Source organism: Streptomyces venezuelae, from assembly GCF_008642375.1.
GTDB lineage: Bacteria > Actinomycetota > Actinomycetes > Streptomycetales > Streptomycetaceae > Streptomyces > Streptomyces venezuelae_G.
The window spans coordinates 1,865,957-1,887,368 of record NZ_CP029194.1; the positions used below are offsets into that span (position 1 = coordinate 1,865,957).

Annotated in this window: 19 protein-coding genes; 4 read left to right on the forward strand and 15 right to left on the reverse strand. The window is 72.5% G+C overall.

Features of this window, described 5'->3' with window-relative positions:
- Positions 1-131: 131 nt before the first annotated feature.
- The 14 genes from DEJ46_RS08260 to DEJ46_RS08325 all read right to left on the reverse strand — a co-directional run bounded on the left by DEJ46_RS08260 (position 132) and on the right by DEJ46_RS08325 (position 14,490).
- Positions 132-2,888: a helix-turn-helix transcriptional regulator gene (locus DEJ46_RS08260; RefSeq protein ID WP_150264893.1), complete on the reverse strand. Its 2,757-nt coding sequence runs from the start codon at positions 2,886-2,888 to the stop codon at positions 132-134.
- Between the two features lie 26 nt (positions 2,889-2,914).
- Positions 2,915-3,802, reverse strand: a complete 888-nt coding sequence (locus DEJ46_RS08265) for a carbohydrate ABC transporter permease (protein WP_150264894.1) — start codon at positions 3,800-3,802, stop codon at positions 2,915-2,917.
- Complete coding sequence (locus DEJ46_RS08270; protein ID WP_150264895.1) at positions 3,799-4,764, reverse strand: carbohydrate ABC transporter permease; 966 nt, start codon at positions 4,762-4,764, stop codon at positions 3,799-3,801. The genes DEJ46_RS08265 and DEJ46_RS08270 overlap by 4 nt, the downstream gene beginning before the upstream one ends.
- Positions 4,764-6,095 carry an ABC transporter substrate-binding protein gene (locus tag DEJ46_RS08275; RefSeq protein ID WP_150264896.1) on the reverse strand — a complete coding sequence of 444 codons (1,332 nt, stop codon included), beginning with the start codon at positions 6,093-6,095 and terminating at the stop codon, positions 4,764-4,766. The genes DEJ46_RS08270 and DEJ46_RS08275 overlap by 1 nt, the downstream gene beginning before the upstream one ends.
- Before the next feature lie 103 nt (positions 6,096-6,198).
- The gene (locus DEJ46_RS08280) at positions 6,199-6,924 is read right to left on the reverse strand and encodes an alpha/beta fold hydrolase (RefSeq protein ID WP_150264897.1); all 726 of its coding nucleotides are present in this window, start codon (positions 6,922-6,924) and stop codon (positions 6,199-6,201) included.
- 64 nt (positions 6,925-6,988) lie between these two features.
- Positions 6,989-7,303 (reverse strand): GNAT family N-acetyltransferase, encoded by a 315-nt coding sequence (locus tag DEJ46_RS08285; RefSeq protein WP_150264898.1) that lies wholly within the window; start codon positions 7,301-7,303, stop codon positions 6,989-6,991.
- 45 nt (positions 7,304-7,348) lie between these two features.
- Entirely contained in the window at positions 7,349-8,086 is a 738-nt protein-coding gene (locus DEJ46_RS08290; protein ID WP_150264899.1) for a GPR1/FUN34/YaaH family transporter, read from the reverse strand.
- A gap of 16 nt (positions 8,087-8,102) precedes the next feature.
- Entirely contained in the window at positions 8,103-9,989 is a 1,887-nt protein-coding gene (locus DEJ46_RS08295; RefSeq protein WP_150264900.1) for an amidohydrolase, read from the reverse strand.
- Entirely contained in the window at positions 9,986-10,939 is a 954-nt protein-coding gene (locus DEJ46_RS08300) for an alpha/beta hydrolase (protein WP_150264901.1), read from the reverse strand. The genes DEJ46_RS08295 and DEJ46_RS08300 overlap by 4 nt, the downstream gene beginning before the upstream one ends.
- A gap of 49 nt (positions 10,940-10,988) precedes the next feature.
- A complete protein-coding gene (locus DEJ46_RS08305; RefSeq protein WP_223834565.1) occupies positions 10,989-11,168 on the reverse strand; it encodes a hypothetical protein in 180 nt (59 codons plus the stop codon).
- Between the two features lie 52 nt (positions 11,169-11,220).
- Positions 11,221-12,645 (reverse strand): dihydrolipoyl dehydrogenase family protein, encoded by a 1,425-nt coding sequence (locus DEJ46_RS08310; protein ID WP_150264902.1) that lies wholly within the window; start codon positions 12,643-12,645, stop codon positions 11,221-11,223.
- Entirely contained in the window at positions 12,645-13,223 is a 579-nt protein-coding gene (locus DEJ46_RS08315; RefSeq protein WP_150264903.1) for a Dps family protein, read from the reverse strand. Before DEJ46_RS08315 ends, DEJ46_RS08310 begins: the two co-directional genes overlap by 1 nt.
- Positions 13,224-13,315: 92 nt before the next feature.
- Entirely contained in the window at positions 13,316-13,822 is a 507-nt protein-coding gene (locus DEJ46_RS08320; protein ID WP_150264904.1) for a DoxX family membrane protein, read from the reverse strand.
- Positions 13,823-13,827: 5 nt separating this feature from the next.
- Positions 13,828-14,490, reverse strand: coding sequence for a hydrolase (locus DEJ46_RS08325; RefSeq protein WP_150264905.1), 663 nt, complete (start codon positions 14,488-14,490; stop codon positions 13,828-13,830).
- A 306-nt stretch (positions 14,491-14,796) separates the two neighbouring features.
- Here DEJ46_RS08325 and DEJ46_RS08330 point away from each other — a divergent pair, with 306 nt between their 5' ends.
- From DEJ46_RS08330 to meaB, 4 genes are all read left to right on the forward strand, one after another.
- Complete coding sequence (locus tag DEJ46_RS08330; RefSeq protein ID WP_150264906.1) at positions 14,797-15,012, forward strand: DUF6243 family protein; 216 nt, start codon at positions 14,797-14,799, stop codon at positions 15,010-15,012.
- 597 nt (positions 15,013-15,609) lie between these two features.
- Positions 15,610-17,427, forward strand: coding sequence for a methylmalonyl-CoA mutase subunit beta (locus DEJ46_RS08340; protein ID WP_150264907.1), 1,818 nt, complete (start codon positions 15,610-15,612; stop codon positions 17,425-17,427).
- Entirely contained in the window at positions 17,427-19,607 is a 2,181-nt protein-coding gene (scpA, locus tag DEJ46_RS08345; RefSeq protein WP_190622505.1) for a methylmalonyl-CoA mutase, read from the forward strand. Before DEJ46_RS08340 ends, scpA begins: the two co-directional genes overlap by 1 nt.
- Before the next feature lie 4 nt (positions 19,608-19,611).
- Complete coding sequence (gene meaB, locus DEJ46_RS08350) at positions 19,612-20,598, forward strand: methylmalonyl Co-A mutase-associated GTPase MeaB (protein ID WP_150264908.1); 987 nt, start codon at positions 19,612-19,614, stop codon at positions 20,596-20,598.
- A gap of 129 nt (positions 20,599-20,727) precedes the next feature.
- Here the strand turns inward: meaB and DEJ46_RS08355 are convergent, their stop codons facing one another.
- Entirely contained in the window at positions 20,728-21,321 is a 594-nt protein-coding gene (locus tag DEJ46_RS08355; protein WP_223834566.1) for a MerR family transcriptional regulator, read from the reverse strand.
- Positions 21,322-21,412 lie beyond the last annotated feature (91 nt).

Here is a 21,412-nt window from a genome sequence, read left to right on the forward strand (position 1 = left end):
GTTGTTTCCTCGATTCGGGTCGGCTGGTCCGCGCGTCGAAGCGGCGCGGTACGCCCGTCACGTTAGGACCGGTCCCGCGCCTCCTGTTGACGCGCCGCGCACGACGCCTTGCACGCGGGCGCAGAGGTCACTCAGTCGCCGGTCACCGTTCCGGCGGCGCCCTCCGCGAGCACGATCCGGGCCAGGTGGACCCTCGAGCGCACCGAGAGCTTGCGGAAGATCGACGCCAGATGGGTGTTGACCGTGTGCGGGGAGACGACGAGGGTCTCCGCGGCCGACCGGTTGGTGTGACCCGCGGCGATCAGCCGGGCCACCTTGCGTTCCGAGGCCGTGAGGGCGTCCCAGCCCTGGCCGGGGCGCGGCCGGAAGCCTCCGGTGCGTCGGCCGGAGCGGCTCGTGGCCCGTTCCAGCGCGGCCCGGACCCGGTCCGCCGCGGCGTCGGCTCCCGCCTGGGCGTAGAGGTCGTGGGCCCTGGTCAGGGCGGGTGTCGCGGCGGGGTCGCCCGCCGTGAGGAGTGCGCGCCCGAGGTCTGCGGATGCGGCGGCGAGGGGCAGCGGCCGGGGGCCGGTGAGGAGGACGCGGACCGCTCGCTCCAGGAGTCCGTGGTCGGCGTTCACCAGACCGGCCGCGTGGGCGGCCGTCCCCCGTGCGGTCGGCACGGAGGGGTTGCGGGTGGCGTGTTCGGCGGCCTGGGCCGCGAGGTCCTCGGCCAGGTTCCGTTCCCCGCCGCGCAGGGCGATCCGCACGGCCTGGACGACATGGGGGCGCAGGAGCCGCCATCGGAGGAAGGGATGGTCACGCTGCACGGATCGGATCAGTTCGGCCGCTGCCGCGTGGTCGCCGTCGGCGTCGGCGACCACGGCCTCGAAGTACCGGTGTGTGGCGTGGTTGCCCGTGTTCGGCCGCTCGGCCACGGTCGCCCGCACGATGTCCAGGTGTTCCCGCGCGGCGTCGCGGTCGCCGCGCAGCATCGCGAGGAGGCCGCGGTTGACGCGGATGTTGACCAGGTTGCCGGGCACGTGGAGGTCCGCTTCGAGCCGCTCGGCGGTGACGAGGTCGGCGTCCGCGTCGTCGAGCCGGCCGAGCCCCATGTTCAGGGTTCCCTGGGCCCAGGTCAGCATGGCGGGGCGCAGGGGAGCGCCGCCCGCCGTCCGGAGCAGTCGCCGTGCGGCGTCGAAGTCGTCCATGTGGATCCGGGCGACGGCCTCCTCCGGCAGGAAGGCCGTGTCGAACACGCTCAGCGCCGTGTGGTGCTCGACGGCGGCGGCGCAGTCGCCGGCGTTGAGGGCGATCTCGCCGAGGCCCCACAGCGCGAGGACCCGGGCCTCCCGGTCCCCGGACCGCTCCGCCTCGGCGAGTGCCCGTTCGCCGGTCTCGCGAGCGGCCCCGAGGTCGCGCCCGCGGGACCGGGCGAGGGCTTGCCGGGCGGTGAGCCGGGCGCGGATCGTCGGGTCGGTGACGGCGGCCAGTGCTGCCGTCGACCGTCGGGTCAGCTCGTGGATGTCGTCGAGGTGCCACAGCGTGTCGCCGAGCACGGACTGCAGGCGGGCGAAGACGTCCAGGGGCGGCTGCCGGGCGAGCAGCGTGTCGCCGGTGTCCCGTGCCTGGGTGTACCGGCCCGCGCGGGTCAGCGCGACGATGGCTCGTTCTCCCACGTCGAACGCCATGGGCGCATGGGGCGGTACGAGTTCCAGGGCGCGTACGGCCAGGTCGGCGGCGAGGTCGGGCATCACGGCGATCACGTCCGTGGCGGCCGTGCCGAGCAGCCCGATCGCCTCCTGGTCGCCGGGTTCGGCGCTCTTCAGCAGGTGCGGGACCGCGTCGGTGGAGCTCCGGCCCGCTGCGACGAGCCGGCTCGCGGCCTCACGGTGGAGCGCCCGGCGTACGGAGGGGGCGAGATCGGCGTACACCGCCTGGCGGAGCAGGTCGTGGCGGAACAGGAGGCGTTCGCCGTCGTCGTGGAGGAGGGCGGCCGCGATCGCCTCGTCCACTTCGGCGCTGAGTCCGGAGGCCGGCCGGCTGCTCAGGGCGGCGGCGTCCGCGAGCGAGAACGCGCGGCCGAGGACCGAGCCGATGCGCAGGAAGTGGAGGGTTTCCGGCCGGAGTCCGGCCAGCCGGTCGCGTACGCCGAGGACCAGTCGCTCCGGCGGCTCCGGCGCGTCCGTGTCCACACCCGCGCCCGCGCCCGACGCCGCGATGCCCCTGAGCATCTCGGCCGCGAGGAAGGGGTTGCCTCCCGCCCCGTCGAGAAGCTCCGTGACCCGCGTCGGTACGCCCCCGCCGAGGACGTCCCGTGCCAGCTCGGCCAGGGCCGTGTCGGACAGCGGCCGGAGCGGGAGGGTCGTCGTCCGCGGCCCCTGCCCGTACAGCTCCGGGTCGTTCCTGCCCGTGAGCAGCCAGAGGACCGGGGAGCTGAGCAGCCGTGCCGGCATGGCACTCAGGGCGAACCGGCTGAGCGGGTCGGCCCATTGGACGTCGTCGACCGCGATCAGTACGGGCGTGCCCGCCGAGCGTTCCTCGATCAGCTGGGCCAGTCGTTCGACGAGCCAGATGCGCTGGTCGTGATGGCCCGCGAGGTCGGCGAAGTCCGTGCTGGACAACAGCGGCGGGTCACCGCGCAGGAGGCCGGAGGCCAGTGAGGCGAGCGGTGCCAGCTCGTGCAGTTCCTCGGCGCGTCCATGGCTGACGACGAACCCGTGAGCCCGAGCGATCGAGACGGTCTCCTGGAGCAGTACGGTCTTCCCGATCCCGGGCTCGCCCAGGAGCAGCGCGATCGCTCCTCCCTCGCCGTCGCGCACCGCCTCGATCAGGGCGCGCAGCCTCTCCAGCTCGGCTTCGCGGCCCCGCAGTCCGGGCCGGCTCAGCGCCGCGCTGCCGGGCACCGCCATGGCTTCTCCCTCCAGCCGGTCGGGGCTCATCCCTTGACCGATCCGGCGAGCAGTCCCCGTGCGAAGTGCCGTCGGAGGAAGACGAAGACGAGCAGGGGGACGAACGCCGCCACGAAGGCTCCTGCGGTGAGCCGCTGCCATTCGTTGCCGTATGTCCCGGCCAGGCTCGCCAGTCTGACCGTCATCGGCGCGGTCTCGGCGGTCCCGCCCGACAGCGTCAGTGCCACGAGGAGGTCGTTCCACACCCAGATGAACTGGATGACGGCGAAGGAGACCAGGGCCGGGCGGGCCAGGGGCAGCACGATGCGGAGCAGCAGCGTCCCGTGCGACGCGCCGTCGACGCGGGCGGCCTCGATCAGGTCCCTGGGCAGCCCGGCCAGGAAGTTGTGCAGGAGGAACACCGCGAACGGCAGCGCGAAGACCGTGTGGGCGAACCAGATCTGGCCGAAACGCGCGGGGCCGGTGAGGTTCCACGCGGGCAGGAACAGCCAGCCCTGGGAGAACAGCTTCAGGAGGGGGACGAGCGCCATCTGGAGCGGCACGACCTGGAGCGCGAAGATGCCGACGACGAGCGCGTCCCGCCCCCTGAAGTCGATCCACGCCAGGGCGTACGCCGCGAAGAACGCCAGGACGAGCGGGAACAGCACCGAGGGAAGGGTGATGACGACGGAGTTGACGAAGTGCTCCGCGAGCCGCCCCGACCCGTTCCCGCCGGCGGTCAGCACCTCGCCGTAGTTGTCGAGCGTGAGGTGCGGCGTACCGAACACGGTCCACCAGCCCGTCGTCTTGATCTCCTCCTCGGGACGGAACGACGAGAGCAGCAGACCGAGGGTCGGTGTCGTCCAGAGGACCGCGATCACCACGGCGACCGACGTGAAGGCGCGGGAGGCCAGACGCTCCCGGACGCCGTTCACGCCGCCCTCCGCTGTGCCCGGACCTGGTGGGCGACGAAGGGGGTGACGAGGACGAAGAGGAGCACGGCGAGCGCCGCGCCGCGGCCCGTCTCGCCGTAGCGGAAGGCCTGGTCGTACATCTCGTGGGCGATGACGCCGGTGCCGAACTGTCCGCCGGTCATGGTCTTGACGATGTCGAAGGCCTTGAAGGTGCCGATCGCCTGGGCGAGGACCACGACGAGCAGAGTGGGCCTGATCGACGGCATGGTGATCCGCCAGAAGATCTGCCGGGGGGATGCGCCGTCGAGTCGGGCCGCCTCGGTGAGCTCTCCGGGAACGGCCCTGATCGCGCCGGCCAGCAGGACGGCCGCGAAGCCCGCCTGTGTCCACACCATCACCACGACGAGGAACAGGACGTTCCAGGGAGAGTCCACGAGCCATTGCCTCGGTTCGCCGCCGAACGCGACGACGAGCTGGTTCAGCAGCCCGATCTGCCCGGCCTCCGCGGGACGGTAGGCGTAGACGAACTTCCAGACGACGCCCGCGCCGACGAAGGAGATCGCCATCGGCGTCAGGACGAGGAGCAGCGCGAACGCTCTGAACCGCGACCGTACGACGGCCGCCGCGTAGAGCAGACCGACCGAGGTCGCCAGCGACGGCACGAGCACCACCCACGCCAGGGTGTTGCGCAGCGCGACCAGCGCCCGGGGGTCCGTGACCATCCACACGTAGTTGTCGAAGCCGGCCCAGGAGTCTCCCCCGTTCTCCGTGAACGACAGCGCCAGGGTGCGCAGACCGGGCAGGAGGAGACCCACCGTGAGCAGCAGCAGCGCGGGGGCCAGCAGGAGCAGGGCCGCGGCCCTGCTCCTGACCGGCCCCCGGTGCAGCGCGAGCAGGATCAGGGAGACCACCGCCGCGAAGGCGGCGACGCCCTGGAGCAGGTAGAGCAGCTTGGGCTGCTGGGCGAAGGCGTCGAACGACATCAGTGGCTCGGCCAGGACCGTTCGACGGAGTCGGCGACCTGTCGGGTGCTCGCGCCGCCGATCCAGTCGACGGCTCCCTTCCAGAACGTGCCGGCGCCGACCGACGCGGGCATCAGGTCCGAACCGTCGAACCTGAACTGTGTGCCGGGGTCCTGGAGCAGCCGGATCGAGAGTCTGTCGACCGGGGTCGCGGCGTTCGCCGGATCCACGCCCCTGTTCGCCGAGACGAACGGGCCCTTCTTCATACGCGCGTTCGCGAAGTCCGCGGAGGCCAGATACTCCTGGAACGCCCGCACTTCGGGACGGTCGGCGAACACCGCGGTGAACACCCCGCCGCCCAGTACGGGCCGGTCGGCCGGGTCGGCCCCCGGCAGGAGGAAGGCGTAGACGTCCTTGTCCGGTCCGATCTCGGTGCCCTTCGGCCACATGTCGGCGTAGAACGAGGCCTGGCGGTGCATCGCGCAGTCGCCGGAGAGAACCGGTGTGCCGGCCTCCTGGAAGGAGATCGACGCCATCGAACGGGCCGGACCGAAACCGCCGTTGGCGTACCGGTCGTTCTTGAGGATGGACCCGACGGTGTCCATGGCCTTGATCACGCGCGGGTCGTTGAACGGGATCTTGTGAGCGACCCATCGGTCGTAGACGTCCGTGCCCTGCTGGCGCAGCAGGACGTCCTCGATCCAGTCCGTCACGGGCCAGCCGGTCGCCTCGGCGGACTCGACGCCCGCGCACCACGGCTTGACGCCCGACGCCGCGACCTTCTCCGTCACGGCCATCAGCTCGGACCACGTGCGGGGAACGCTCAGTCCCCTGTCACGGAAGAACTTCGGCGAGTACCAGACGAACGACTTCACGTTCGCGACCAGCGGCGTGCCGTAGAGGGTGCCGTCCACGGTCGCGTAGCTGTTCCAGTCGGCCGACCAGCCCTGCTTCGCGAGGGCCACGACCCCGGCGCTCGCGGGTTTGAGCTTCCCCGCCCGCGCGAAGCGTTCCAGGAGCCCGGGCTGGGGGAAGAACGCCACGTCCGGCGCGCTCCCGCCGTCGACCCGGAGCTGGATCTGAGTCTCGAACTCCCCGTCCCCCTCGTACTGGACGTCGATTCCCGTGCAGTACGCGAAGTCCGCCCAGGTCTCTTCGAACAGGTCGGCCTCCCGGTCCCGGTTCTCCGCGTAGACGGTGACCTCGGCGCCGGGGTGCTTGCCGTACCTGGCGTACGGCCCACAGTCCACGGCGGGGTGCGACGGCGAACCACTGTCCTGGGGAACACCGCAGGCGGTGGCAAGGGCGGCGAGGGCGGTGACGGCGAGCGCGAGCCTCGCGCCGAACCTCATGGGTGGATCTCCTCCGATCGCCCACCGAAGGGTCCTTGGGGGCGATCAGAAGCTATCAGCGCTCGAACATTATCGACTAATCGTTCGATCCTGCACGATCGGGTCAGTGGGCGGTGGCCCGGGCCGCGTCCTGGATCAGCTCCGCCACGGCCTTGGGCCGGGCGAGCATGACCAGATGGGAGGAGTCGACCTCGACGGTGGTCATGCCGGCGCGCTCGTACCCGAAGCGCTCCACATCGGGGTTGATCGTGCGGTCGGAGGAGGCGACGAGGCCCCACGAGGGCTTGGTCCTCCACGCCGCGACGGGCGCCGCCTCCGAGAAGGCACGTGCGGCCAGGGGGCGCTGGGAGACGGCGAGCACCGCGGCGAGGCCGGGGTCGACGTCCGCCGCGAAGAGGGCGGGGAACTTCTCGGTCTCCACCGAGACGTCGATGCCCGTCTCGGTGGAGCCGGCCACCGGGAACGGGGTGTGGACGAGCGCGTCGGCGAGACCGGAGTCGGGGAAGCGGCCCTGCAGCTCGCCCAGGCTCTCGCCCTCCTCCAGCGCGTATCCCGCGAGGTACACCAGTGCGCGGACGTTGTCCTCCGTGCCGGCGAGGGTGATGACGGCACCGCCGTAGGAGTGCCCGACGAGGATCACGGGGCCTTCGACGGCGCGGATCACCGAGGCGATGTACGCGGCGTCGTCGACGAGGCCGCGGTTGGGCACGGCCGGGGCCACCACGTCCATCCCGGCGGCGGCCAGTTCGGGGATGACGCGGGCGAAGCTGGAGGCGTCGGCGAAGGCGCCGTGGACCAGGACGACGGTGGGGCGGGCGTGTCGGGGCATGGGGGAACTCCTCGGTGCGTGACGGGGGATGCGGGAGACGGATGTGTGGCGTCGGTGTCGTTCTTCACAGGCCGAAGCGGGCACGCCTCGCCTCGGGCACCAGGCCGGTGTATTCGGGGTGCTTGCCGATCCAGCCCCGGATGAAGGGGCAGTACGGCAGGACACGCAGCCCTCGGGTCCGGGCGTCGTCGAGGACCGCGCGGGCGAGCAGCCCGCCCAGGCCCCGGCCGGCGAACCGGCTGTCGATCTCGGTGTGGATGAAGGCGATCTCGCCCTCCGAGAGGTGGTACTCGGCGAAGCCCGCGGTCTCGGTGCCGTCGTCGCCGGCGAGGATCTCGTACCGGGACTTCTCGGGCCGGTCCGTCACCTGCGGTTCCATGGGTGCTCCTGTGCGGTGGTGGTGTGACGGGGTGGGTGGGTGCGGTCACAGCGTGCGGCGTACGCCCGCCTGGCGTTCCAGGTTGCGGAGTTGGACGGACAGGTCGCCTTCCACGGCGAGGTGGGCGGGGCCGCTGCGGCCGATGGGCAGGACCTGCTCGCTGCGCATGTCCTCGAGCATCAGGGCGAACGCCGTGTACATCGCGACGAGCGCCACCACGAGGCCGAGCGCGCCGGATGTGCGCGTCAACCATTCGGCGCCGGTGATACCCGCGAGGCCCGTGGCCGCCCAGCGGGGCAGGGAGACCGCGAGGACGAGCCACAGTGCGCGCTTGGGCCGGGTCACGGCGGTCATCAGGGCCCCGAAACAGAGGAGCGCCAGGTTGAACACGCCGAGGACCTGAAGGCCGTCGGCCGCGCCGCTGAGCATGATGAGCGAGTAGGGCAGCCAGCTGCCGGCGAAGACCGCCATCAGCGTCGCCGCGATCACGTCACGGGCGCCGAAGGCCAGGAAGCTCACCAGGATTTGGAGGACGAAGGCCGGCAGCACGGTGAAGGCGACGGCGCTGCGGGCCGTCTCGTCGAAGATCCCCAGCTGCAGGCAGCCCGTCATCACGGAGGCGATGGCTATCGTGAAGAAGCCGAGCGGCATGGGTGAGGCGATGGGACGCAGGTTGATCCGTGTCATCGACCGGAGGTCCGGTTCGAAACGGCGTCCCGGGGGCGCGTCCGGCAAGGCCGGCGGGGTGTCGCCGCCGTCGGCGGCGGGGGAGGCTGCGGACATCGGGTGGATCTCTCTTTCAGTGCTCGAAGCAGGGGTCGACGAAGGACGGCGCCGTGTCGGGGACGGCGCCGCGGGCGACGCGCCAGCGGCGGTGCTGCTCGGACTCGGCCACGGCCTCGGCCACGGACACCGCCTGCTGCGCACCGCTCCGGTAACCGCCGAAGTGGGCCACCGGGCTCCAGTAGGGGCTCACCGGAGGAACCGCCTCGTCGAGGCCCTCGTACTCGGCGGTCGCGTAGACGATGCGGCCGCCGACGACGGTGAGGACGGACTCGATGTCGGGGATGACGGCCTCGGGCACGGTGAGGTAGTCGTCCGACAGGACCGCGAGGTCGCCGTAACACCCCTCCCGCAGAGTGCCCTTGACGTCCTGTTCGCCGGTGAGCTCCGCCCCGCCTCGGGTGTAGAGGCCGAGGGCGGTCTCCCGGTCGGTCAGGTTGCCGGCCGGGTAGAGGGCCGTGCCGCCGACGGTGCGCCCGGTGACCAGCCAGTGGAGCGAGACCCACGGGTTGTACGAGGAGACGCGGGTGGCGTCGGTTCCGGCGGCGACGGTCAGGCCCCGGTCGAGCATGGCCCGGACCGGCGGGGTGTGGGCGGCGGCCTCGGCGCCGTAGCGGTCGAGGAACGCGGCGCCCTGGAAGGACATCCGGTTCTGCACGGACACGGCGCCGCCGAGGGCCGCGATCCGGTCCAGGCTGTCGCCCGAGACCGTCTCCGCGTGGTCGAAGAGCCAGCGGTTGCCGCCGGGGAAGAGCCCTTCGGCCGCGAGCTTCTCGAAGACGGCCAGGTCACGGCGGATCGTCTCGTCGTAGGTCGCGTGGAGCCGGAAGCCCCAGCCGTTCTCGAGCAGCAGCCGTACGGCGCTCTCGAATTCGGTCTCGTAGCCGGCGGCGAGTTCGGGCCGGGGTTCCGAGAAGTTCTCGAAGTCGGCGGCGGCCCACGTCAGGTTCTCTCCCGCGCCGTTGAGCCGGAGCCACTCGTCCCCGTCCCCGGGCTTGACCATCTCGGTCCAGCGCTTCAGGTCGGCGAGCTCCTGACCGGCCGTCTGCGGAAAGAGGTGGTAGGCGATACGGAGCGTCAGCTCCCCCGACCGGGCGAGGTCGGCGACCGTGGCGTAGTTGTCGGGGAAGTTCTGGAAGCCGCCGGCGGCGTCGACCGCGGACGTCAGTCCGAAACGGTTCAGTTCGCGCAGGAAGTGGCGCGTCGACGTCCGCTTGTCCGCCTCGTCGAGAGCCGGCGCCTTGGCCAGGGTCGAGTACAGGATGAGGGCGCTCGGCGCCGCGAGGAGCACGCCGTTGGGTTCGCCGTCCCGGCCCCGGACGATCTGCCCGCCGCGGGGATCCGGGGTGTCGCGGGTGAATCCGGCCGCCTGCACCGCGGCCCGGTTCATCAGCGCCGACTGGTACAGGTGCAGGACGAAGACCGGGGTGTCGGGAGCGGCGGCGTTCAGCTCCGCGACGGTCGGCATCCTGCGCTCGGCGAACTGCTCGGCGGTCCAGCCGCCCACCACCCGGATCCACTGCCCCTTGGGCGTACGGCCGGCCTGCTCCCGCAGCATGGCAAGAGCGTGGCGGAGGCTGCGCACCCCGTCCCAGCGCAGCTCCAGGACGTAGTTCAGGCCGCCCCGGATGACGTGCAGGTGCGAGTCGTTGAGGCCGGGGATCACCCGGCGGCCGAGGGCGTCGACGACCTTCGTTCCCGGCCCGACGAGGTGGGCGACGTCGTGGTCGTCGCCGAGGGCCGCGACCCTGCCGTCGCGGATCGCGACGGCGCGGGCCTCGGGCCGGTCGGGGTCACCGGTGAAGACCTTGGCGTTGCGGACGAGGAGGTCGGCCTGCTCCTGCTCCCGGCGCGGGGCGGGGACGAGGCCCGCCACCGGCATGCTCGTCGACGGGCCGGTCATGCGAGGGCCTTGCGCAGGGTGTCGGTGGCGAGACCGATGGCGAGTTCGGCGGCCTGCGTCTCGCGCAGTGCGTTCAGCATGACGAAGTCGTGGATGGTTCCCTGGACGCGCAGGGCGGTGACGGGGACTCCGGCGGCGCGGAGCTTCGCCGCGTACGCCTCGCCCTCGTCGCGCAGGACGTCGGCCTCGGCGGTGACGACCAGGGCGGGCGGCAGGCCGGTCAGCTGCTCGGTGGTGGCGCGCAGGGGTGAGGCGGTGATCTGGGCGCGCTCGGCCTCCTCGGTCGTGTACTGGTCCCAGAACCACTTCATGGCGTCGCGGCGCAGGAAGTAGCCCTCGGCGAAGGCGTGGTACGAGTCCGTGTCGAAGCTCGCGTCGGTGACCGGGTAGAAGAGGACCTGCTGGACGAGCGTGACGTCGCCGCGCTGCTTGGCCATGAGGGTGAGGGCGGCGGTCATGTTGCCGCCGACGGAGTCGCCCGCGACGGCGATCCGCGTGCCGTCGAGCTCCTTGTGGTGGCCCTCGCGGGCGATCCACTGGACGACGCTGTAGTTCTGCTCGATCGCGACGGGGTAGCGGGCCTCGGGCGAGAGGTCGTACTCGGGGAAGACGACGGCCGCCCGGGCGCCGACGGCGAGTTCGCGGACGAGCCGGTCGTGGGTGTGGGCGTTGCCGAAGACCCAGCCCGCGCCGTGGATGTAGAGGACGACGGGAAGCGGGCCGGTGGCGCCGCGGGGGCGGACGATCCGGGCGCGGACGTCGCCGGTCGGGCCGCCGTGGACGGTGATCCACTCCTCGTCGACCTCGGGCAGCGGGACGCCCTCACCGCTCTGGACACCGTCCACGGCCTTGCGGCCTTCGGCGACGGGGATCTGGTAGAGGTACGGCGGCTGGGCGGTGGCGTCGGCGAAGGCCTGGGCGGCGGGTTCGAGGATCGGACGGTTCTTCATGAGGGGTTCTCTTCCTTCCGGGACGTACGAATGGGCGCGGGCCGGGGGATCAGCGGGTCGTGCGTACGGCGTCGAGGATCACGGCGGTGACCACGGCCGGACGGGAGACGGCCACGGCGTGCGACGCGTCCGCTTCGGTGATGTGCGAGCCGGCGCGCCGGGCCATCCGCCGTCCGGCGGCAGGCGTGGCCGGCAGGGCTTGGGCGAGCGTGCGCCTCTCGGGATGCATGGGGGTCCTTGTCGGGTGGTGAAGCATTCGGGTGCGGCGGGCGGGGCTCGGCTCAGAGGCCGTAGGCCTCCAGGAGCCGGAGCCACACCTCGCCGACCGTCGGGAAGGCGGGCACGGCGTGCCACAAGCGGTCCAGGGGGACCTCGCCCACGATGGCCACGGTGGCGGTGTGGACGAGTTCGGTCGCCATCGGGCCGGTGAGCGTGCAGCCGACGACGACTCCCCGCGTCTCGTCGACGACGAGCTTGGCGAGGCCGCGGTAGTCGTCCGCGTGGAGCGCGGCGCCGGCGACGTCGTCGATGCGGTACTCCACCGCGCGTACCGCGAGACCCGCTTCGCGTGCCGCGCGTTCCGTGAGACCGACGCTCGCGACCTCGGGACGGGTGAAGACGGCCTGGGGGACGGCGATGTGGTCGGCCTCCGCGCTCCACGGCTGCAGGCCGCCGGTGACGGCCGGGCGACCCGCTGCCCGCTCGGCGATCGCCGCCGCGCAGGCGCGGGCCTGGTACTTGGCCATGTGGGTCAGCGGCGCACGGTGATTCACGTCGCCGACGGCGTAGAGCCATGCGCCCTCGACCCCGGTGACCCGACAGGTGTCGTCGACCGGGAGCCGGTCCCCTGACGGCAGTCCGACGGAGTCCAGGCCGAGGTCCGCGGTGCGCGGGCGGCGGCCGACGGCGACGAGGACCTCGTCGCAGACGAGGCCGATGCCGTCGTCCGTGTTCACGGTCACCGTGCGGGTGTCGGCGTCGCGGGCGACCCGGACGGCCGACACCCCGAAGCGGATCGTGACGCCCAGATCGCTCAGCCCCCGGGTGACCTCCTCTCCGGCGCACGGCTCCCAGCCGGTCAGCAGGGCCTGGTCACGGACCAGCAGAGTGACGGAGGCGCCGAGCGAGCTCCACGCGGTGGCCATCTCGCAGGCCACCACTCCCCCGCCGATGACGACGAGCCGATCGGGCACCGCCTCGGCCGTGGTGGCCTGCCGGTTGGTCCACACACCGATCCGGTCGATCCCTTCGACCGGCGGAAGGGCGGGCTCGGTGCCGGTCGAGACCACGACCGCGTGCCGGGCCCGCAGGGTACGGACCGTGCCGTCGGCCCCGGTCACCTCCACCCGGCGCTCGCCGGCGAGCCGCCCGTGCCCCCGTACGAGCGCGATGCCCGCGCCGTCGAGCCAGTCCGCTTGGCCGGTGTCGTCACCGCGGCCGGTGAAGCGGTCACGCCGGGCCAGGACGCGCGCCGGGTCGAGTGCCGCGGTGACCGCCTGCCGGCTCCCGTCGACCGACAGGGCCGCCGCTCGGGCGGCGCCGGGTCGCAGCAGGGCCTTGCTCGGCACGCAGGCACGGTAGGAGCACTCGCCGCCGACCGCCTCGGCCTCGACGACGACGGCGGTCAGCCCCGACCGGACGGCCCGGTCGGCGGCGACCTCGCCGGCCGGACCGCCGCCGACCACGACGACGTCGTACGTGTCCATCAGCCGCGCACCAGAGGGGTGTCCACGAGGTGCTCGGCGAGGAACCACACCTGCGCCTCGCCGGTGCGGATGACATCGGAGACGAGCAGGTCGGCGCTGCCCTCGTCGCCCTCCCCTGAGAGCCGGGCGGCGGCGTCCCGAGCGTCGATCAGGATCCGCTCGTGCGCGTCGAGGAGCCGCGACAGCATGACGGGCACCGGCTCGACGCCGTCCGGCGGACGGGGGATCGCCGTGAGTTCCGCGACGTGGCGCGGGTCCCCGACGGCGACGCCGCCGAGGCTCTGAACCCGCTCGGCCAGCGCGTCCACGATGGCCAGTTGGGCCTCCGCGTGCTTGTCCAGCATCAGGTGGAGCGCGTAGAAGGTCGCCCCTCGCATGAGCCAGTGGTGCTTCTTGTAGAGGGAGTAGAGAATCTGCGTGTCGGCGAGGACGCGGTTCAGCCGCTGGCAGGCGTACATGCGGGTGTCGTGGCCGAGGCCGATCGGCACCTGCTTGAGCGTGCCGAACGCCTGGGTCTCGGCGCCCTTCTGGTGCAGCAGAGGCTGGCCGCCGCCGTGCGAGGTCGTGAGGGTGTCCATCGGGTGCTCCTGTTCGGGAGAGAGGGTGGGAAGGGCCCGGCCGGCCGGTCGGGGGGTACGCGGCGGCCGGACCCGGTCCGTGCGGCTCGCGCTCAGCGGTCGGCGACCGCCGGGGCGGGGGGCCGGTGCAGGACGAGCCGGGTGAGGAGCCCGCTGCCGAGACCGGCCACGAGCGCGACGGCCGCCCACCACAGCGGGTACGGCGTGAGGCCGAGGGCCGCGTCCAGGGACCAGGCGCCGGGTCCGGTGGCGGCGAGAGCGGCGGCGGTACCGATGAGGACGAGCGGGTACTCGTATCCGTCGTTCTGCACCCAGAGCCCGTGGCGCCACTTCACGGTGAGCGCGACCGTCATGACGCCGATGGCGCCGGTCGCGGCGAGCGGGGTGAGGAGACCTGCGGCGAGCAGCAGGCCCGATCCGATCTGACCACCGCCCGCGGCCAGGGCGGTGAGGGCACCGCCGCGGAAACCGTCGGCGCGGAACTCCTCGGTGCCGCCCCCGAGCCCCTTGCCGCCCAGGTGTGAGCTGATCTTCTGCACACCGTGGCCGGCGACGAGCAGCCCCACCAGCAGGCGCAGGATCAGAAGGCCGGTGTCCACAGGCGTCAGCCGGCGGCGTGCTCGCCGATGACGCTCTGCGCGTACACGACACCCAGGCCGTACGCGCCCGCGTGCGCCTTGACGATCTCCATGACCGCGCCGTACGACTCCTGACGCGCCCAGTCGCGCTGCAGCTCCAGGAGCACCTGCACCCAGGTCACCGGCACCGCGCCGGCCGCGATCATCCGCTGCAGCGCGTGCTCGTGGGCCGCGGGGCTGACGCCGCCGGACGCGTCGGAGACCACGTACACCTCGTAACCCTGCTCCAGGGCGGAGAGCGCGGGCAGCACCAGGCAGACCTCGGTCCACAGGCCCGACAGGATGATCTTCTTACGCCCGGTCGCCTTGACCGCCGCGACGAGCGCCTCGTCCTCCCAGGCGTTCATGCTCGTACGGTCGACGACCTCCTGCTTGGGGAACACCTCGGCGAGCTGGGGCAGCAGGGGCCCGGAGAACGACTCGGCGGCGACGGTGGTCAGGACGGCCGGCACATCGAACGCCCGCGCCGCCTTGGCGAGACCCACGGTGCTGTTGATGATCGCGGTGCGGTCTCCGCTACCGGTGCCGAAGAACATCTGCGGCTGGTGGTCCACGAAGAGCATGACCGAGTTGTCGGGGGTGAGCAGATCCTTGCTCGGGGCGGCCTGCACCTTGTCGATGTCGAACATGAGGGGTCCTCTCGAAGCAATCGGTAACGTGCCCGCCGCGTCCGCGGCTCGGCACCTCCTCAAGCTATGAGCGACCCGAACGACCGCGTTGACCTCCGGCGCCCAGGGGTTGGCACGACAGCGCACAACCGGTCAAGGAGTCGGCCGCACGGCGAAGGGCCTGGCGCGCGGGGCCGGCGGGACCGGGTAACGTCCTTGTCATGTTCTTCCAGATGCCGATTCACGAGTGAGAGCGTGACGGGCTCCGGCTGACGTCCCCCCACCGATGAATTCGTAGATCACTTCACCTCACCACCGGGAGAACCCGTGACCGACAGCAAGAACATCAACAACCCCGTGGGCCAGGGCGGCGGCCAGCGCAAGAGGCTGTCCCGCGCCGAGCGGCAGAACAACGGTCCGCATCGCAACCTCGACCGCCAGGGTGCCGCCGACCGGAAGGCGGAGCTGGTGCGCAAGATGCGCGAGAAGGCACGCGCGGCCGAGGGCGCCGGGCAGACGGGCGACGGCACCGCACAGAGCTGACGCACCGCCGCCGCGCGGCCGTATCCGCTGCGCGGGAGCGGGGCCGCCCGCCCCTGGACGATCCCGGACGATCGCGTCCGGTCCCCGGCGCGGGTCCGCGCCGATCCTCACCGCGCGGCTCGTCCCGGACGTGTACGGCGTCCGGGCCCCCGTGACCCGCCCCGGATCAGGCGGGTACCGAGCGTGGACGCGCGGGTTTCGCCCGGACCCGCAAGAACCACATCCCGGCCTTCCCCGGCTACCGCGAGGACCTGTGCCTCCGCCCCGGCGACAGCGGGCCGCTCCACCTTCTACGGCTCCTCGTCCATCTCCGACCCCTACGGCCGGATCATGCTGCGGGCCCCGCGGAACACCCCCGCCGTCCTCGTGGCCGACCTCGACCTCGACCAGCGCCGGGACTGGCTCGACTTCGGCCTGATGGGCACCCGCCGCCCCGAGCTGTACGGCGCTCTCACCGAACGGCTCCCCGGCCGCAGCCTGTGCGGAGGTGACGGTCGTAGGCGTCGGGCGCGCCCCGAGCAAGGCCGATCCGGAGAGGTCAAGGTCACAGTCGATCACTCTGCTGTCGCTCAAGGGCCTTCACCTAGCATCCGAGGCATGACTGTGCTGCCTGACGATGGCCTCTCCCTGGCCGCCGAGTTCCCCGCAGCGACCCACGACCAGTGGCGTCGCCTCGTCGCGGGCGTGCTGAGCAGGTCGGGCAAGGACGTGCCGGACGCCGAGGCCGAGGACGTCCTGTCCACCGCCCTCGAGGACGGCCTGCGCGCCCGCCCCCTGTACACGGCCGCCGACGCCGCCCCCGATCCCGGCCTCCCCGGCTTCGCCCCGTTCGTTCGCGGCGGCCGGGCCGAGGGCAACACCGCGAGCGGCTGGGACGTGCGCCAGCGGCACGTGGCCGCCGACCCCGAGGCGGTCCTCACCGACCTGGAGAACGGCGTCACCTCGCTGTGGCTGGCCGTCGGGCCGGCCGGTGTACCGGTGCCGGAACTCGACCGGCTCCTCCAGGGCGTCTACCTCGACCTGGCCCCGGTCGCCCTCGACGCCGGCCCGGAGACCTCGGCCGCCGCGGACGAGCTGTTCGCGATCTACGAACGCCGTGGCGTGGCGCCCGAGGCCGCCGCCGGCAATCTCGGCGCCGACCCGCTCGGCACCGAGGCCCGGACCGGGCAGGCCTACGACGGTGACGACTTCCCCGGCACCGTCGCTCTGGCGCGGCGCTGCGCGGAGACGTACCCGCAGCTGCGGGCCGTGACCGTGGACGCCCTGCCGTACCACGAGGCCGGCGGCTCCACCGCGCAGGAGCTCGGCTGTGCGCTCGCCGGCGGCGTCGCCTATCTGCGGGCGCTCACCGAGGGCGGCCTGACCGTCGAACAGGCCCTCGGGCAGCTGGAGTTCCGTTACGCGGCCACCGCCGACCAGTTCCTGACCATCGCCAAGCTCCGGGCCGCCCGGCGCCTGTGGGCGCGGATCGCGGAGGCCTGTGGCGCGCCGGCGGCCGGTGCGCAGCGCCAGCACGCGGTGACGTCCTCGGTCATGATGACGGCCCGCGACCCGTGGGTGAACATGCTGCGGACGACGATCGCCACACTGGCGGCCGGCGTCGGCGGCGCCGACTCGGTCAGCGTGCTCCCCTTCGACCACGCCCTGGGCCTGCCGGACGCCTTCTCCCGTCGTATCGCCCGGAACACCTCGACGATCCTCATCGAGGAGTCGCACCTGTCCCGGGTGATCGACCCGGCCGGCGGCTCCTGGTACGTGGAGTCGCTGACCGACGAACTCGCCCGGGCAGCCTGGGAGTTCTTCCAGGAGATCGAGCGTGCGGGAGGCCTGGCCGCCGCCCTGCGCTCGGGCCTGGTCGGCCGGGAGCTCGCCGCCAACTGGGAGGAGCGCAGCAAGCGGCTCGCCAAGCGCCGCGAACCCGTCACCGGCGTCAGCGAGTTCCCGCACCTGGCGGAGAAGCCCGTGGTGCGCGAGCCGGCGCCCGCCGCGCCGGGCGGTGGCCTGCCGCGCGTCCGGCGTGACGAGGCGTACGAGGCGCTGCGCGCCCGTTCCGACGCCCACCTCGCCGCGACGGGTGCCCGGCCGCGTGTCTACCTGGCGGCCCTCGGGCCCGCCGCCGCGCACACGGCACGCCTCACCTTCACCGCCAACCTCCTCCAGGCGGGCGGTATCGAGCCCGTCACCGAGGGGCCGTTCGAGGAGAGCGGCGCCACCGAGGCCTGCCTCTGCTCCAGCGACGCCCTGTACGAGGAGCAGGCCGAGTCCGCCGCCGCCGCTCTCCGGGAGGCCGGGGCCGGGCACGTGGCACTGGCCGGCCGGCCCGGCTCGTACGCCGGTGTCGACACGTACGTCTTCGCGGGGTGCGACGCGGTCGCCGTGCTCACCGCCGCCCTCGACCGCATGGGAGTGTCCTGATGGGAATCGGAATCCCGGACTTCACCGGGATCGAACTGGGGTCGCCGTCCGCCGCCGGCAGCACCGAGGAGTGGCGCGCCGCCGCCAAGCAGGCCTCCGACGGGGACGGCTCGCTCTGGGAGACGCCCGAGGGCATCGCGGTGCAGCCGCTGTACACCGGGCACGACCTGGAGGACGTCGACTTCCTCGGCACCTACCCGGGCACGGCGCCGTACCTGCGCGGCCCGTACCCGACGATGTACGTCAACCAGCCGTGGACGATCCGCCAGTACGCGGGCTTCTCGACCGCCGAGGAGTCCAACGCCTTCTACCGGCGGAACCTGGCGGCCGGCCAGAAGGGCCTGTCGGTCGCCTTCGACCTGCCGACGCACCGCGGTTACGACAGCGACCACCCGCGCGTCACCGGCGACGTCGGCATGGCGGGCGTGGCCATCGACTCGATCTACGACATGCGGCAGCTCTTCGACGGCATCCCGCTGGACAAGATGTCGGTGTCGATGACGATGAACGGCGCGGTCCTGCCCGTCCTCGCGCTGTACATCGTCGCGGCCGAGGAGCAGGGAGTGTCGGCCGAGAAGCTCACGGGGACCATCCAGAACGACATCCTCAAGGAGTTCATGGTCCGCAACACCTACATCTACCCGCCGAAGCCGTCGATGCGGATCATCTCCGACATCTTCGCCTTCACCTCGCAGAACATGCCGCGCTACAACTCCATCTCGATCTCCGGCTACCACATCCAGGAGGCGGGCGCGACGGCCGACCTGGAGCTGGCGTACACGCTGGCGGACGGGGTCGAGTACATCCGGGCGGGCCGCGAGGCCGGCCTGGACGTGGACGCGTTCGCGCCGCGTCTGTCGTTCTTCTGGGCGATCGGCATGAACTTCTTCATGGAGGTGGCCAAGCTGCGCGCGGCCCGTCTCCTGTGGGCCAAGCTGGTCAAGGAGTTCGACCCGAGGAACTCCAAGTCCCTTTCGCTGCGCACCCATTCGCAGACCTCCGGCTGGTCGCTGACCGCCCAGGACGTCTTCAACAACGTCACCCGCACCTGCGTGGAGGCGATGGCCGCCACCCAGGGCCACACGCAGTCGCTGCACACCAACGCCCTCGACGAGGCGCTCGCGCTGCCGACGGACTTCTCTGCGCGCATCGCCCGCAACACCCAGCTGCTGATCCAGCAGGAGTCGGGGACGACCCGGGTCATCGACCCGTGGGGCGGCAGCGCGTACGTGGAGAAGCTGACGTACGACCTGGCCCGCCGCGCCTGGCAGCACATCCAGGAGGTCGAGGCGGCCGGCGGCATGGCGAAGGCCATCGACGCGGGCATCCCGAAGCTCCGCATCGAGGAGGCCGCCGCCCGTACCCAGGCGCGGATCGACTCGGGGCGCCAGCCGGTCATCGGGGTGAACAAGTACCGGGTCGACGGGGACGAGCAGATCGACGTCCTGAAGGTCGACAACTCCTCCGTCCGTGCCCAGCAGATCGAGAAGCTGCGGCGGCTGCGCGCCGAGCGCGACGAGCGGGCCTGCCAGGACGCGCTCGACGACCTCACCCGGGCCGCCGGCGGCTCCGGGAACCTCCTGGAGCTGGCCGTCCGCGCCGCGCGGGCCAAGGCCACCGTCGGGGAGATCTCCGACGCCCTGGAGAAGGTGTACGGGCGGCACGCGGGCCAGATCCGTACGATCTCCGGCGTGTACCGCAACGAGGCAGGAGAGTCCCCCACCGTGGACCGCACCCGCGCGCTCGTCGACGCCTTCGAGGAGGCCGAGGGCCGGCGCCCCCGCATCCTGGTCGCCAAGATGGGCCAGGACGGTCATGACCGCGGCCAGAAGGTGATCTCCACCGCCTTCGCCGACCTGGGCTTCGACGTCGACGTGGGCCCCCTCTTCCAGACCCCGGCCGAGGTGGCCCGGCAGGCCGTCGAGGCGGACGTCCACATCGTGGGTGTCTCGTCGCTGGCGGCCGGTCACCTCACGCTCGTCCCGGCACTTCGGGAGGAGCTTGCCGCCGAGGGCCGGGAGGACATCATGATCGTGGTCGGCGGTGTCATCCCGCCCCAGGACGTGCCCACGCTCCTCGACATGGGGGCCGCCGCCGTCTTCCCGCCCGGCACGGTGATCCCGGACGCGGCCGCGGACCTGGTGCGCCGGCTCGCCTCCGACCTGGGACACGATCTCTGATCCCATGGCCATCGACATCGACACGTACGTGAAGGGCGTGCGCGAGGGGAAGCGCGCCCTCGTGGCGCGCGCCATCACCCTCGTGGAGTCCACCCGGCCCGATCACCGGGCGCTCGCCCAGGAGTTGCTCACCCGGCTGCTGCCGCACAGCGGCCGGGCGCGGCGGATCGGCATCAGCGGCGTGCCCGGCGTCGGGAAGTCGACCTTCATCGACGCCTTCGGCACGATGCTCACGGGCCTCGGCCACCGGGTCGCCGTCCTCGCCGTCGATCCGTCCTCGACGCGGACCGGCGGCTCGATCCTGGGCGACAAGACGCGGATGGAGCGGCTCGCGGTGGATCCCGCGGCCTTCATCCGCCCCTCCCCCAGCGCGGGCACCCTCGGCGGCGTCGCCAAGGCGACGCGGGAGTCGATCGTGGTCATGGAGGCCGCCGGCTACGACGTGATCCTGGTCGAGACGGTCGGCGTCGGCCAGTCGGAGACGGCCGTGGCGAACATGGTCGACTCCTTCCTGCTGCTGTCGCTGGCGCGCACCGGAGACCAGTTGCAGGGCATCAAGAAGGGCGTCCTGGAGCTCGCGGACGTCGTGGCCGTGAACAAGGCGGACGGTCCGCACGCGACCGACGCCCGCGCCGCGGCCAGGGAACTGGCGGGCGCACTACGGCTGATGCACGGCCGGGAGGCGGTGTGGACCCCGCCGGTGCTCAGCTGCAGCGCGCGGGAGTCGAGCGGCCTCGACGAGGTGTGGGAGCGGCTGGAGAACCACCGCTCGATCCTCGACGCGGCGGGCCGCCTCGACGCCCGGCGCCGGGACCAGCAGGTCGACTGGGCCTGGACGATGGTCAAGGACGAGCTGCTGGGCCGGCTGAACTCCCATCCGGCGGTACGGGCGCTCGCCCCGGACGTCGAGCGGCTGGTCAGGAACGGCGAACTGACCGCGACGCTCGCGGCGGAGCGCATCCTCGGGGCGTTCGGGGAGCGGACGGACTGAGACGCCCCGTCTCACCGGCCCGGGGGTCTCGACCTTCGCGGCCGAGTCCGAAGGGGGCTCGCGCCGACCGGTCGGCGCGAGCTCGAAGGACACCGAGGCAGCACTTGAACCAGCGCGCCGACGTCGACGTCACTGCTGCGGAACGGCGATGCCGGCCGCACGCAGCTTCGCCTCGCTCAGCGTGTTCAACCGGGCGATGGACGGTGCCCGGTCCTCCCGGTGGTGGTCGACCATTCCGTACCGGGAGGCGGCGTCGGACCGGTTCTGGAACCCGGTCGGCATCGCCAGGAGCGCGCGGTCGGCCAGCAGCTTGTCGGCCAGCGCGGAGGCCAGTTCCTCGATCCGCGGGTCGTCCGGGTCCCAAGTCCTCGCGTCCCAGCCGCGCTTGGTCAGCTCGACGGACTCGGGATCGTCAAGCGAGTGTTCGAGCCGGGTCAGGAAGCCGTCGAAGATCTCCGGGACCAGTGCGCGGGTCAGCACCAGTGCCTCCCGTTGTCCGGACACGTGGTCGGGGCCGAAGCCGAGTTCGGCGAGTCGGTCCAGGACCGCGCAGGCCCGGTCGGGCAGCAGGGCCCGGTCGCCGTGGTCGAGACGGTGCAGTCTGTCGCGGCGCGCGATCAGCTCGTCGATCCGTTCGGTGAGCCGGTGACGGACGTCGTCCAGGGTGGCGGCGAACGCCTCGGGATCGGCGTCGAGCAGGTCGCCGATCTCGGCCAGCGGCACGCCGGCCGCTGCCAGGGTCCGGACCTGGACCAGCCGGAACAGCTCGCCCGATCGGTAGCGGCGGTAGCCGGAGCGGTCGCGGTCCGGCTCC